The organism is Rhodococcus sp. LB1, from assembly GCF_001583455.1.
Taxonomy (GTDB): Bacteria; Actinomycetota; Actinomycetes; order Mycobacteriales; family Mycobacteriaceae; genus Rhodococcus_F; species Rhodococcus_F opacus.
Genome location: NZ_LTCZ01000096.1, coordinates 43,556 through 57,301, shown reverse-complemented (window position 1 = coordinate 57,301; position 13,746 = coordinate 43,556). Strand labels below are relative to the sequence as shown.

Genomic DNA, 13,746 nt, shown 5'->3' with positions numbered 1-13,746 from the left:
CGCGACTGCGCCTGAACACGTCAGCACACTCGAGATACTCGGCCCATCGCCAGGTTGAGCGGAGTCCGCATTGCCCACACTGCGTTCCGCAGGCACGGCAGCCCTGACGGAGCCCTTCCCGAAGATCGCCCGGCGGCGCGGTGGGGCGGGCGGGGCNCTACCGCCCCATCACCGCACTACCCCACTCTCGCGGGACCTGGCGATGCTATCTCCACACTGCTGCCCCGTCCCGCTCGCGGCGGGGCAGTGCTCATACGCGGCCGAAGAGCTGCCGCACACCACCGTCCTCATCGACCGCATACAGCGCCATTCCCAACAGATCGAGAATTCGTTGCGGTGCCCGCCTGGCGGCTTCCACCGATCGCGGCTCGTCCCGCACGACCAGGGCGAACGACACCGACTGATCCGGCTCGCTCGGCATCCGCCGCACCAGCTGCCCGATCGCGGTATCGACATCCAAAACCGGCGCGGTGGACGCACCCTTGACCTCGACGTAGAGCCGGTGGCCGTCCTTCTCGGCAACGATGTCGACGAACTCCGTATCGGTGCGGACTACCCACCCCTGAGACGACAACCACTCCGCGAAGTCCCGGGCCACGCGAGTCTCATCACCTCTCATGACGGACACGGTAAGCCTGAAACGTCAGTTCCGAACAACATCACAGCGCACAACACGCCAGGCGCCGGCGTTGCCACGGCTGAGACATACCCGACAGATCGTCTGGTGAGATCGACGTACCCCCTGCAGGACCTCATCCACGTCAGTCATGTAATCGACTGACTGCTAGCGCAATTCGTGTGCAATGTTTGACGCCGCCCAGAACCGGCCACGAAGCTGCTACCGCCGATTACTCTCCCCGATGTCGGCCGGGTGTCCGCACGCCCGAATCCGGGTCCGGGCTCGGGTTCGGGGCGGAGCGGTAGGAGCCCGGATCGATGGTCAGGTCTTCGGTGTCGGCGAAGACCAGCCGCCCGTCGTCGAGCGCGACCGCCCACCGATGCACCGGCGCCCACTCGTGCCCACCACCGCCCGGATCGGTCACCGCCGCATAATCCTCGACCACCTCACCGATGAGATCGGCCCCGGCGCTCCTGCGGACCAGCACCCGGACACCGACCGTCAACTCCGGGCCACCGACCGGCCGATTGCTACTGTTTCGGGCCATGCTGATGCACCTCTTCGCTCGGCTCAACCCCCGAGATCGAGCATAAGCACCACCCGGCCCGGTACGCGACCCGACCTGCACAAACACACCGCGATCGAGAACGCTGCCAAAGCAGTCGGCTGTCATCGTGCGGTCGGCGGCCACCCAGACGCGCCCAGCACACAACCGACGTGCTGCCTTCGCGCGACAGCAACCGGCGCAGGCCCGCCAGCCGTCGTCGCGAACGCGGCGACCTCGCCGGATACCAGCTCGGTCGCCGCTACCTGCACCCCGCTTCCCATTCGAGCGGCGACTGCGAAGGTGCTGCCACTGGGCGCCGACTTCGGCGGGGCACTGCGCGAAAGGGTCAACGGCTGCCACCCGGCCCTGCCGCAGGACGCGGGCATAGCGACCCGATCGAGGAAGAGGCCTCTGGTCCTGCGCGACGGAAGTCGAATCGATGAGCACCGCAAGTTGGCCGTCACCAGCCTTCGATGACATCGTCATCCGACCTTGACGACGACCTTGCCCTTGGCGCGGCCCTGTTCGACGTACGTCAATGCGTCTTTGGTCGATTCGAGGGGAAAGACCTGATCGATGACCGGGCGTATGGTGCCGGCATCGATGATGGACGCGAGCTGGCGTAGTTGGTCTCCACTCGATTTCATGAACAGGAACGAATAGGTCACCTTGCGTCGTTTCGCTGCCCGTCTGATTCGTAAGCTCAGCAAGCGCATCACCTGTTGCACGACCCAGTTCAATCCGGCTTCTTTCGCGAAACCGGGATCGGGCGGGCCGGAAATGGAGATGACCTTCCCACCGGGTTTGAGAACGCGGAGTGACCTGGTGAGCGTCTCGCCGCCGAGGGTGTCGAGGACGAGATCGTAGTCGTGCAGGATCTCCGCGAAATCATCCTTTTTATAGTCGATGACGACATCCGCACCCAGGCGCTCGACCCAATCGGCATTTGGGGTGCTCGTCGTCGTGGCGACCGTCGCGCCGAGATGCTTGGCTAGTTGAATCGCGAACGTGCCGACACCCCCGGAACCGGCATGGACCAGAACCTTCTGCCCCGCTTGCAGATTTGCCCTCTCGATCAGCCCTTGCCACGCGGTCAAACCGACCAAAGGGATCGACGCCGCCTCTTCCATGGTGAGTTCTCGTGGCTTGATCGCCACGTCCTCCTCGTTCACGGAAATGAATTCCGCGAACGTGCCGATCCGATCTTGCCGGGGTCGCGCGTATACCTCGTCGCCGGGCTTGAATCGGCGCACCGCGGCGCCGACTCGAACGACGACACCGGCCAGGTCATTGCCGAGGACGATCGGTAGGCGGTACGGCAGAATAGCTTTGAGCTTCCCCTCCAGGATCTTCAGATCCAAGGGGTTCACACTCGCTGCGTGGATTTGAACCAGGACGTCATCATCTCGCAACTCCGGGTCGGGTACCTCACCCGCCCGCACACCGTCAATGTTCCCGTATCGATCGAGAACGACAGCCTTCATCGTGATTTCCTATCTCTTGTGTTCGTGCGGACCACAGCCGGTTTCGCTAGATGCGCGCCGGGCTGCGCTGATCGTTTTCGGTGGCGCGCGGCAACTCTGGAACGAGTTGGTCGTTCCTGCCCAGGGCGGCAACTTCGGTTTCGAGGGCGGGAACTGTCGCGGCGGAGAACCGCCTGGTCCACGGCCATACGACCGGAGAATTCAGCAGCGCCTTGGCCCAGTTGGCGACGGCGACCGCCCGGGGAACGTAGACGCGACTGCGCCGATATGCGAGCCCGTCGACGATGGCGGAGGCCGCTCGGTCGACACTGGTCGTGACGTTCCCCGGATACGGCAGGCGCTGACGCATCTGCTGAAAAGAAGGAATGTCGACCTCGGCGCCCCGCACGAGGTCGGTGTCGATCCAGGACGGGTGGACAAGACCGACGGTGATCCCGAGGTGGGCCACTTCCGCGCGATAGGCAAGTGCGAGCGACTCGACCCCGGCCTTACTCGCGCCGTAGGAGGCCAGACCGCCGATCGAGGTGAAGGACAGTGCGGAGGCCACGATCAGGACGTGGCCCCGGCTGCGTTGCAGGTGCGGTGTCGCATGCTTGAGGGTGCGGAATACGCCGTTGAGGTTGATGTCCACGACGCGTTCGAAGGACGCCTCGTCCGCGTGTCGCACCGTTCCATAGGCGGCCACTCCGGCGTTGGCGACGACCATGTCCACCCCGTTCATGACATTGGCGCACTCGTCGATCGCGGACTGCAGCGCCGCGCTGTCGCGCACGTCCGCTTCGCACCAGTGCGCCGACGGCCCCAGTTCGGCGGCCAGGGCGCGCAGCCTGTCGGGTTCGAGTCCGATCAGGGCGACGCGGGCTCCCTGGGCGGCGGCGAGGCGTGCCACTTGCTCACCGATGCCGCGCGCGGCCCCGGTGACGATTACCTTGCGGCCCACGAGTTCACGTTTCATGCCTCGACTGTAACTTCGTTATATGGCGAATGCAATGGTCCTCGGCATCTCCCCCCGGATTCCCCGGTTTCGACCTGGCGCCCGTCCGCGAGTCGCCGGGCCGCGGAGACCGACGCGGCGGCAGGCTCGCGATTGGGTGCCCATGCTGGCATCGACACCGGTAGCCCTCGGCGAAACAAGCGCTACCAGGCACAGAGTTCGGGGATCCTGGCGGTACGCCATGAGGCACCGTGGGGGCCCTTGCCGACTGCGGCGGAACCCGCTGGGCCACAGCGCCTCCCGGGTGCCCGAGAGCGGGCCTCGGGCTCAGCTCGCCGCGCCCGGGGCGCCGCGGTCTCGGCTCAGGCGCCCGCCGAGCTGTCCACCGCCGGCCGGACCGAGTCGTACAGGCCCACCGTCTTCTCGTGTGAGGCCTGCGCGCGTTCGCGGGTGTCGCCGAGGCCGACGGCGAAGTTCACCCCCATCGGCAACAGGACCTGGGCTACCGCGTCGTCGAACTCGGCGAAGTGCTCGCCGAGCTCGAGGGTGATGTAGCCGTGCACGAGACTCCACAACTGCGCCGCGACCACCTCCGGGAGGTGGGGCCCGACCCTGCCGGAGCTCACCAAGCGCGCACACGCGTCGGTGACGTGTGTGTAGGCATCACGGAAGGCCGGAGAATGTCCACTCAACCGCACGTCCGACTCCAGCGGTCGGTAGGTCGCGCGTGTGGAGAGTCCGAACATCAGGTCGTAGAGGTGGGGGTTCTCGCGCGCCTGGCGCCGGCACGTCAATGCCAGCGCGAACAGATCCACGACCGGATCCTTCGTCACAGGGACCTGGGAAAAGGCCGTGCCGAGTTCGGTGAATCCATGGTCTGCGACCGCGCGGACGAGCTCGGGGATGCCGCCGAAGTGGTGGTAGACGACCATCGTCGACAGTCCGGCCGCGGACGCCACCGTCCGCGCCTTGATCGCGGACGGGCCCTGTTCGGCCAGCAGGCCGACCGTGGCTCGAATCAGCCGCTCCGGCACACCCTCGGGTGTGGTCGGCGACGTCTCTCCCATATCTCCACCTGACTTCGCATTTTCCGCCCGGTGGGCACCGAAGTACCGAGTGACCCTTGCCACCACCGCATAACATGGTTATAGTACGTCATAACGAAGTTACAGGTTGATGGCCGCTCCCACGGGTGCTCGCCGCACGTCCTTCCCCTTCCTCCCATTTACGGATGTGAAATCTCATGACACACGAAGACAAAGGCCATCTCGAGGTCGAGGACCGCGGGGACGTGCTGATCGTCCGCGTCGACGGCGGCCCGCACAGCCTGTTCGGCCTCGACATAGCCAACCAGCTCGAGGAGTTGGTGGACCGCGTCGACCGCGACGCGCACGTCCGTGCGGTCGTGTTCACCGGGACACGTCCCGGCCGGTTCGTCAGCCATGCGGATGTGCGGTGGCTGCAGGAAGAGGGTGCAGCGGTCCCGCCGCTGGGCCGTCGCGGTGCCTCCGCGATCGCGCGGGTGGCCAGAGGCGCTGATCGCGCCCGCGTCCTCGAGCCCGTGGTGCGCCGAACCCCGCTGTGGGGAGCGGTCCAGCTCGACCGGCTGCACGCGACGTTTCTGAAGATGAACGCCAGTGGTGTCATTTTCGTTGCCGCCCTGAATGGTTCAGCCCTCGGCCTCGGCGCGGAGTTCGCCTGGGCGTGCGACCTGCGGGTCATGGCCGACGGTGACTTCTTCATCGGCCAGCCCGAGGTACTGCTGGGAATCAATCCGGGTGGTGGCGGTACCCAGCGCCTGACCCGACTGATCGGCACCCACCGCTCCCTGGTCGCCATCCTCGAAGGCAGGCCGTTCACTCCCGCGCAGGCCCTCGCCAACGGAGCCGTCGACGAGGTGGTGGCTACGGGCGACGTGATCACGCGGGCGACCGAACTCGCCGAGTACTTCGGCGCCCGCCCGAGGGAGGCGGTCGCGGCGGTCAAGAGGTCGGTGTATTTCGGCGGATCGATGTCGCTGACGGAGGGTTTGCACGTCGAGCGCACCGAATTTCTCGGCACCGACCAATCCGAGGACGGTCAGCAGCTGATGCTCGACTACCTCGCGACCACCGACGCCACCGGTGAGCTGCCCCTCTACAACCCGGACATCTACAAGCAGGCCCTCGAATCGGGCCGCGTGCCCGGCGGCTCGACGAACGGACGATGAGACCCGCCATGGCCACCAAGAAACCTTTCACCCGCCACGACGTCCTCTTCTCCTCCGGTGACAGCTCCTGCGCCGCGTGGCTGTATCTGCCCACCGGCGTCACCTCACCGCCCGTCGTCATCCTCGGACACGGCCTCGGTGCCACCCGCGATATGCGCTTGGATGCCTTCGCCGAACGTTTCGCCAGGGCCGGCATCGCCGCCTTCGCGTTCACCTATCGGCACTTCGGTGACAGCGGCGGTAGGCCGCGCCAGCTGCTGTCGATCACAAAGCAGCTCGCCGACTGGGATGCCGCCATCTCCTGGGTGAAGGCTCGTGGCGGTCTCGACAGCACCCGTATCGCGGTCTGGGGTAGCTCCTTCGGCGGTGGCCACGCCATCACCGTCGCGTCACGGCATCCGGAATTGCGGGCGGCGGTCGCGCAGTGCCCGTTCACCGACGGGTTGGCCTCCGCGCTCGCGCTCGGCCCGGCCGCCTCAGTGAAGGCCTCCCCCGTGGTCGCCCGGGATCTGATGGCCAAGGTTGGTCGGCGCGCGCCGGTCATGATTCCGCTCGCCGGGCCCCCCGGCTCACTGGCTCTGATGAACGCCCCGGACGCGCTGTCCGGTTACGAGGCGATCGTGCCGGCAGGGACGACATTCCGGAACGAGGTTGCGGCACGGGTGATTCCCAGTCTCGTTACCTACCGGCCCGGGCGGGCAGCGAAGAAGATCGCCCTCCCGATCCTCTTCTGCGTGAGCAACACCGACACCGTCACCCCACCCGCCCAGACCCTCCGATACGCGCGGACCGCACCACGAGGCGAGATCAAGACCTACGACGCCGGCCACTTCGACTTCTACCTCGGCGAACCCTTCGAGGCTTTGGTCCGTGACCAGATCGACTTCCTCACCCGCCAACTCGACTCGGCACCGGTCACACCGTCACCGGGCCGGGCCGCACCACACCGAAGGTGAACACGACCACGATGAACTTCGCATCGCTGCCCGACCGCCGCGCCGATCTCGACCCGCACGCACCCGCGGTCTCCGACGCCACCGGATCGCTCACCAACGCTCAGTTCCTCGACCGAGTTCGCGCGGCCACCCGCCACCTCTATGACCGGGGAATCGGGCCCGGAGACGTCGTGGCCCTGAAGCTGACCAACCGCACCGAGTTCGTGGTGCTGCTGTTCGCGACCTGGCGGCTCGGCGCCACCATCACCCCGGTCAACCCGGCACTGACCGACGTCGAGGTCGCTCGGCAGCTCGCCGACTCCGCCGCACGGCTGCTCGTCGTCGAGGACGGCACGACCCTATTGGGTGGCGTTGCCACTCTCGCCGTCGACGAGCTGTTCCAGGAGGCGACCGAGTCCGATCACACACCACCTGCGGACTCGTCCGCACTCGCCCTGCTGATTTACACCAGCGGCACGACCGGGGTGCCGAAGGGCGTGATGCTCGACCACACCAACATCGACGCCATGGCCGAGATGGGTGTGCAGGCGCTGCAGTTGGGTCCGGCAGACCGATGCCTGCTGATCCTGCCGCTTTTCCACGTCAACGGCATCGTCGTGAGCGTCCTCACCCCGCTACTCGCCGGCGCGAGCGTCGTCATCGCCGGCCGATTCGATCCCCGAACCTTCTTCGACCTCGTCGAATCCGAACGCCCGACCTTCTTCAGCGCGGTGCCGACGATCTACGGCATCCTGGCGACGCTCCCGGACGAGGTTCGACCCGACACGTCCTCGGTGCGTTTCGGCATCTGCGGCGCCGCACCTGCCTCAGCGGAGTTGCTGGCCCCGTTCGAGGACCGGTACGGGTTTGCCCTCCTCGAGGGTTACGGGTTGTCCGAAGGGACCTGCGCCTCCACTCTCAACCCGGTCTCGGGACCCCGGCGCGCCGGAACGGTGGGGATTGCTTTCCCGGGTCAGGAGCTCCGCATCGTCGACGCGAACGGCACCGAGATGGGTGCGTGTGTGGACGGTGAGGTCGTCGTGCGCGGCCCCAATGTGATGCGCGGCTACCTCGGCCGTCCGGAGGACACCGCACAGACCGTCATCGACGGATGGCTGCACACGGGCGATGTCGGCCACCTCGATCCGGAGGGCTACCTGACCCTGGTGGGGCGCTCGAAAGACATGATCATCCGCGGCGGCGAGAACATCTATCCCAAGGAAATCGAGGACGTCCTCGCCGGTGACCCGTCCGTGCTCGAGGCCGCCGTGATCGGAGCCCCCGACGACAAATGGGGCGAGGTCGTCGTCGCCTACGTCCAACCACGACCCGGCACAACCGTCGATACGACCGCGCTGCAAGCACACTGCACGCGCCAGCTCAGTCACCACAAGCGGCCCACCACCATCGTCGTCGTGGACGCCATCGCCAAGAACGCCGTCGGCAAGATCGACAAGACCATGCTGCGGGCCACCCACCCCACCACCGCCGCAACGCAGTGACCAACCCTGACCACGCCGCCAGTCGCAATGGATAGCAGCGAGGTGCTGGCCCACGATTTCTCGAGACAGGTCCAGGCGGGCGTGACCGGAGATCTAGCGGCGCTGTACTCGCAGCCAGGCAGCTTCGAACCGGCGGTCCTCGCGCACCAACGTAATGACCCGGCGTGCAGCGCGGCCGGTGTCACGAAAACACCATCTGTCAACGGAAGGACATTCGGATGAAAGACGACCAGGCGCAGTTCGCACCCCACCGAGGTGGTAGTCCCACCCGGCGAAGATTGCAGTGGACCCTCGCGGTACTGGCTGCAATACCAATGGCTAGCGCGGCCGGGGAGGTCGTGCGCGGCCCTCAGGGCGTGCCGGGCGGATCGCCAGCTGTGATACCGACGGTGGACAGCGCGCTTCGATATGCCAATGTGTACAAGTTCGCGGTAGGGCCTGCCATCTGGTCTCAGCTCGCGCATGTCGAGCGATCGCCTGCCTTGACCTTCGCTCTCTCAACCGTGTTCATCGGCGGTCTGGCTCGCCTGAGGTCGTGGCAACAGAGCGGGCGACCGCACCCCGTTACCGTGGCAGCAATCGTGCTCGAAACCGTCGGAGTTCCAATTGTGCTTGCGTGGCAGAGGCGCGTTTCGTCGGATTGACCGCAACCAACCGTCGTCCCTGACGCCCAAAGCATTTGCGGTAGCGGCACGGATAAGAGGTTGTCTCATGTCGGGAGCTTCTTGTAGCAAGTGAGCGCAGCCGCGAGATGGAGGAATCCGGCAAAGTGCTCGGCGTGGCGTTCGTAGCGGATGGTCAGGCGCCGGTAGCCGGTGAGCCAGGCGATGGTGCGTTCGTGAGTTCGGCGATGACCCCGAACGGTATGCCACCGCGACGGCCCGCAAGAACTATGCCGCCACCAGTCCTATCACCCGAGCCTCCGGCAAGAAGAAGGTGGTTGCTGCCCGGTTTGTGCACAACGATCGGCTCGTCGACGCGCTGAACCCTCAGGCGTCCTCGGCCCTGCAAGCGTCTCCCGGGGCACGCGCTCACTACGACAAACAACGCGACCGCGGTCTCGATCACGGTTCCGCCCCGCGGCACCTGGCGAACCGGCTCGTCGGCATCTTGCACAGGTGCCTCAAGACCCACACCCGCTACGGCGAAACCACCGCCTGGTCACATCACGCCGAGAAGCGTGCTGCTTGACACTTTAGCTCCTGGGATGTCTTGTCGCCCGGACGCTGGCCGCGTCCAGGATCGCTGCCGACCAGTCGAGTTCGCCGGTGTCGCTGAGCCGGTCATGAACCTCGCGATGCAGATTTTCGAATACCCCTGCCGCCGCCCATGCGGTGAACCGGCGGTGCGCGGTAGGGACGGTCACTCCGAACGAGGGCGGAAGGTGCCGCCACCCGCACCCACTTGTCAGCACGAACACGATTGCGGTAAAGATCGCACGATCGTCGACCGGCGCGCTCCCACCTCCCTGCGGGCGGGCGGCGAAGCGCGGAATCAACGGTTCGACAATCTCCCACAACGCATCCGACACCAACCGCAGTGACAACTCATCTACCACACGTCACATAGTGCACCACAAGTCACTTCATCCACATGAGACACACTCTTAGTAGTTATCTATCGCGGCAATTGTTCTTTGGAATGAGTAAGTATGGTGCTGCCGTCTCCATCGGGTTCGAGCACAAAAGATACGCGAACTGCGCTTCGCTTGTCGCTGTACTCGATCCAGCTCAATCGCCTTGGTGCATCGAGTTCCACGACGCGGCACCTTACTTCTTGCTTCTTACTATGGCTCCTCAACCGAAACGTGAAGTCCACCTTCATCGTCTCGACAGAGCCAGTGTGCTCGATTTCGTCCCACTCTTCGTACCAACCGGTTATCTCGTCAACCGTGGTCAGTAACCTCCACAGTTCTTCGGATGATGTCGCGATCGTGATCGACTGCGTCGGAACATCGGTCATGTGACCTCCCCGGGAGTGTTGCTCATGCTTTTCGGACGGTTTCAACTAAAAGTTAGTGGTGCAGAGGGACGCTGACCTGATTGACAATCAGGCGGTGAGTGACCTCACGACGTCGGGCCGGTCGAGCAACGTGGCCCCAGCGTCGTCGCGCCGGATCGATCCCCGGCCAAGTTTCGCGATCAGCTCACCGGCACGCACGAGAACAGTGCCGCGGATCAGCGAGGTCACGGTCGTCATCTGTTAGGCAAATGCCGCACGGGGGCAACGGGCATAGCGAAAATCGGCTGTTGTCCCCGGCACAGCCGGATAACCCTGCCCGCCCGCGGGCGGGCGGGCGGATCGCGCCCTGCTCGTGCCTTCTCGGCAAGCTGGTTCGGCCTGTCGGCAAGATCCGAATCGACCGTCCCGTGATATCAGCGGGCGAGGAACTCGAGCGCTGTGGGGGCGAACTTGTCGTGGTGCTGGAAGATGCCGCCATGACCCGAGTCGGGGTAGATGATGAGCTCGGAGCCGGTGATCCGGCGGTGCAGGTCCTCCGAGAGGACGGAAGGCACCATCCGGTCGTTGTCACCGTTGGCGATCAGGGTGGGCGCGGTGATCTTTGACAGGTCGGCGGGCCTCGCGCGTCCCCACTTCTTGATCGCTTTCAGCTGTGTCTGAAATGCTTTCACTTTGATCGGCATGTCACGGTCGGTGGTGCGCTCGGCGAGACGCTCGACGAACGCGTGTGCGGCGCGTTTGCCGGTGGCGTTGCGGTTGAAGAACAAGAATTCCTTCGGGTCCCGCCGTGCGAGTGTTGCGCGCAGTGTGTCGTAGTAGGTGGTGCCTGCGACCTTGTCGATGTTTTTCCCACCGGCCGGGCCGGTGCCGGTGAGGATGAGCTTGCGGACGAGCTCGGGATGCCTGACGACGAGGTCTTGGGCAATCATGCCGCCCAGAGAGAACGAGAAGATGTCGACCTTGTCGAAGCCAAGGGCACGGATGAACCTCACGGCGTCGTCGGCCATGGCCTCGATGTTGTCGGGAACGGTGCCGGTGGAGGCACCGACTCCCCGGTTGTCGAAGGCGATGACATGGTGTTTCTTCGCGATGGGGTCGATGATGCGGGGGTCCCAGTTGTCCAGCGTCGCGGCGAGGTGGACGAAGAAGACGACGGGAATCCCGCCCTTGGGGCCCAGCTCGCGAAAGGCATAGGTGACACCCTCGGTAGTGACGGTGCGCGCCGGCGCGTCCTTGTAGGCGGTAATGATGTTGTCTGGTGTGGGGTTTTTCGTATTCATGGTGTTCTCCTGTGATGACGATTGTCGTTCGTTCCATGGGGATGTAGGTGATGTCGCGGGCGTTCCGGCCGTTGCGCCGTCGGCTGTCCATGGATTTGCCGCGTCTGCCCTGAGTTGCCAAGCGGATTGTTCGCTATCCAAGTTCGTTAGGTGCGCAACACTTTTCGTGATCTGCGCCGAGGTCGAGTACGCGAGAGCTGATGCTTCGCTGCTATTTTCCGAACTGGTCAAACAGTTCCATCAGCCCTGCTGCTCGGAGCCCAAGAGTGCGAGGGCATTCTGGACGCCCTGCTCGAGAACCTCGTCGGCGAGCTGTCGATCGGCAAGGGCGCGGGAAAGTTGCAGTGTCCCGACCATCAGGGCGAAGACGCTGAGTACCTTCGCGCGCGCCGACTGCGGATCCAGCGGCGCCACACGAGCGGCGATTTGGTCGATGACGACCAGCATGCCATCGGTATATGCCCGCTTGGTCGCGTCCGTGCAGCGTCCGATCTCGTCGAGCAGGGCCGCAGAAGGACAGCCGTCCTCTGGGTTGTCGCGGTGCTCAACCGACAGGTATCCCCGCACCAACTGTTCGAGTCCGGCATGGTCAGGCGCGAACGCACTGAAACTCGAACCTTGTTCGCGGAGTTGGTCGATGACGGTGGTGGCGACCAACTCTTCCTTGGATGCGAAATGAGCATAGAAGGCACCATTGGTCAGGCCGGCGTCCTTCATCAACGTAGCGATCCCCGAGCCATCGATGCCATTTTGCTTGAACCGCCGGCCCGCCACTTCGACGATCCGCCGCCGCGTCGCCTGCTTGTGCTCTTTCCCGTACCGCACCGCATCCTCCTCCACTTGCCGGGGATAACCCTTGCTCTCCGGCAACGCTTACTTTGTAATATTACATTACGATCATACTCCCATTTGGGGTCCTCAACGGTAAGGGCCCGCTCGTGCCGAGTTGCGTTCTCACGCTGCGGCAGGCAACCGTTCTCGCACTTGCCGACGCGGGATCGCAGACAGCGATTCGCGCACTTTGTACCGGTTCCTCAACACACCAGTGCGACGGCGTAGATCGACGAGATGTTGTCGATCCGCGACGGTTGCGGCGGGCGGGGCGCCACAAATCATACTGACGTTGCCGAAGTTCCTCATCCGTCCTTGCCGGACCCCTGGTCCGCCCACCGCGGCTGAAGGTCCGCGGGCCTGCACCGCCGGTCGCTCGGTCCAGGCTTTGCTACCACGACCTTTGCGCGTTGTCGGTCCCAGGATGGAGCTTGCCTGAACCGGTCACCCGAGGAACTCCAGCACCTGCGGGACGAACCGCTCATGGTGTTGGAAGAGGCCGCCATGGCCAGCGTCTGGGTATATGCGGAGCAAGGCGTTCGGCAGACGGTGCGCGAGGTCGAAGGAACTCCGCGTCGGCAGCATGCGGTCGTCCTCGCCGTTCGCGACGAGCACTGGATGCTCGATCGAGGCCAGGTCCATGGGATCCTGTGCTCCCCAGCGACGAATCGCGACGATCTGTGCGGCGACACCCCACGGCGAGGTAGGAGCGACGCGTCCTTCTGTACGTTCCTCGAGCCGATTCACGAAGTCCGTCGCAGCCGCCTTCCCGTGAGCCGTTCTCGTGAAGAAGAGGTAGCGCTTCGGGTCTTTGAGGGTGAGCAGGCCGTGCAGCATGTCGCCGAGCAGGGTCGGGGTGATCTTGCCGACGCCGACCCCGCCCGCCGGCCCTGTGCCAGCGAGGACGATCCTGCGGACGAGCATGGGCTCCTTCGTTACGACCATCTGCGAGACGAACCCGCCCAGGGAGAAGCCCATCAGGTCGACCTGCTCGAGGCCGAGCGCTCGGACGAAGGCAATGGCGTCGTCAGCCATCGCCGAAACCGTTGCAGGCGTGCGCCCCCCGGATCCGCCGACCCCGCGGTTGTCGAAGGTGATCACGCGTCGCTCTGATCCGATGCCGTCAATGACCCGGGGGTCCCAGTCGTCGAGGATCGCGGTGAAGTGATGAAGGAACACAACGGGAACGCCGGTGTTCGGTCCGAACTCTCGATAGGCGAAACGGGTCCCATCGATGTCAATGGTCTGGGTTGGCGAGTTTTTCGCGTTCCAGAGTTCGGTGTTCAGGGTCATGACGCCTCCTCGGCAGACGGGGGTTTGTCTTTATATTACGCCCGTAATATGATCGTACGGCAACACGCTTCATTGCGCTACGAGTAGCCGCTTGAAGATCGACGTACGCCGACAGGAGCCGGCGATCAGTCGAATGCGCCGAGGATCCAG

Annotated in this window: 14 protein-coding genes and 1 pseudogene; 4 read left to right on the top strand and 11 right to left on the bottom strand. The window is 64.9% G+C overall.

Features of this window, described 5'->3' with window-relative positions; genetic code table 11:
- Positions 1 to 250: 250 nt before the first annotated feature.
- The 5 genes from AZG88_RS16235 to AZG88_RS16215 form a co-directional block, all read right to left on the bottom strand.
- A complete protein-coding gene (locus AZG88_RS16235) occupies positions 251 to 598 on the bottom strand; it encodes a hypothetical protein (RefSeq protein ID WP_061698273.1) in 348 nt (115 codons plus the stop codon).
- Positions 599 to 848: 250 nt separating this feature from the next.
- Positions 849 to 1,166 (bottom strand): hypothetical protein, encoded by a 318-nt coding sequence (locus tag AZG88_RS16230; RefSeq protein ID WP_061698272.1) that lies wholly within the window; start codon positions 1,164 to 1,166, stop codon positions 849 to 851.
- 482 nt (positions 1,167 to 1,648) lie between these two features.
- The gene (locus AZG88_RS16225) at positions 1,649 to 2,650 is read right to left on the bottom strand and encodes an NADP-dependent oxidoreductase (RefSeq protein WP_061698271.1); all 1,002 of its coding nucleotides are present in this window, start codon (positions 2,648 to 2,650) and stop codon (positions 1,649 to 1,651) included.
- 46 nt (positions 2,651 to 2,696) lie between these two features.
- The gene (locus tag AZG88_RS16220; RefSeq protein ID WP_061698270.1) at positions 2,697 to 3,605 is read right to left on the bottom strand and encodes an SDR family oxidoreductase; all 909 of its coding nucleotides are present in this window, start codon (positions 3,603 to 3,605) and stop codon (positions 2,697 to 2,699) included.
- A 341-nt stretch (positions 3,606 to 3,946) separates the two neighbouring features.
- Positions 3,947 to 4,651, bottom strand: a complete 705-nt coding sequence (locus AZG88_RS16215; RefSeq protein ID WP_061698269.1) for a TetR/AcrR family transcriptional regulator — start codon at positions 4,649 to 4,651, stop codon at positions 3,947 to 3,949.
- Between the two features lie 176 nt (positions 4,652 to 4,827).
- On the opposite strand from AZG88_RS16215, the gene AZG88_RS16210 reads away from it, so the two are divergent.
- The 4 genes from AZG88_RS16210 (at position 4,828) to AZG88_RS49900 (ending at position 8,874) form a co-directional block, all read left to right on the top strand.
- Positions 4,828 to 5,793, top strand: coding sequence for an enoyl-CoA hydratase/isomerase family protein (locus AZG88_RS16210; protein ID WP_061698268.1), 966 nt, complete (start codon positions 4,828 to 4,830; stop codon positions 5,791 to 5,793).
- An 8-nt stretch (positions 5,794 to 5,801) separates the two neighbouring features.
- Positions 5,802 to 6,749: an alpha/beta hydrolase gene (locus tag AZG88_RS16205; protein ID WP_061698267.1), complete on the top strand. Its 948-nt coding sequence runs from the start codon at positions 5,802 to 5,804 to the stop codon at positions 6,747 to 6,749.
- Between the two features lie 11 nt (positions 6,750 to 6,760).
- Entirely contained in the window at positions 6,761 to 8,230 is a 1,470-nt protein-coding gene (locus AZG88_RS16200; RefSeq protein ID WP_061698278.1) for a class I adenylate-forming enzyme family protein, read from the top strand.
- A 218-nt stretch (positions 8,231 to 8,448) separates the two neighbouring features.
- On the top strand, positions 8,449 to 8,874 hold the full coding sequence (locus AZG88_RS49900; protein WP_082833335.1) for a DUF4345 domain-containing protein: 426 nt from the start codon (positions 8,449 to 8,451) through the stop codon (positions 8,872 to 8,874).
- Between the two features lie 566 nt (positions 8,875 to 9,440).
- Here AZG88_RS49900 and AZG88_RS16190 read toward each other — a convergent pair.
- From AZG88_RS16190 to AZG88_RS16170, 6 genes and pseudogenes are all read right to left on the bottom strand, one after another.
- A pseudogene (locus tag AZG88_RS16190) lies at positions 9,441 to 9,788 on the bottom strand (transposase); the annotation flags it as partial.
- A 59-nt stretch (positions 9,789 to 9,847) separates the two neighbouring features.
- Positions 9,848 to 10,192: an SRPBCC family protein gene (locus AZG88_RS16185; protein ID WP_061698264.1), complete on the bottom strand. Its 345-nt coding sequence runs from the start codon at positions 10,190 to 10,192 to the stop codon at positions 9,848 to 9,850.
- An 87-nt stretch (positions 10,193 to 10,279) separates the two neighbouring features.
- Complete coding sequence (locus tag AZG88_RS51715; protein WP_156517507.1) at positions 10,280 to 10,429, bottom strand: hypothetical protein; 150 nt, start codon at positions 10,427 to 10,429, stop codon at positions 10,280 to 10,282.
- A 176-nt stretch (positions 10,430 to 10,605) separates the two neighbouring features.
- The gene (locus tag AZG88_RS16180) at positions 10,606 to 11,472 is read right to left on the bottom strand and encodes an alpha/beta fold hydrolase (RefSeq protein ID WP_061698263.1); all 867 of its coding nucleotides are present in this window, start codon (positions 11,470 to 11,472) and stop codon (positions 10,606 to 10,608) included.
- Positions 11,473 to 11,712: 240 nt separating this feature from the next.
- Complete coding sequence (locus AZG88_RS16175) at positions 11,713 to 12,342, bottom strand: TetR/AcrR family transcriptional regulator (protein ID WP_231914030.1); 630 nt, start codon at positions 12,340 to 12,342, stop codon at positions 11,713 to 11,715.
- A gap of 405 nt (positions 12,343 to 12,747) precedes the next feature.
- Positions 12,748 to 13,596 (bottom strand): alpha/beta fold hydrolase, encoded by an 849-nt coding sequence (locus AZG88_RS16170; RefSeq protein WP_061698262.1) that lies wholly within the window; start codon positions 13,594 to 13,596, stop codon positions 12,748 to 12,750.
- Between the last annotated feature and the right edge of the window lie 150 nt (positions 13,597 to 13,746).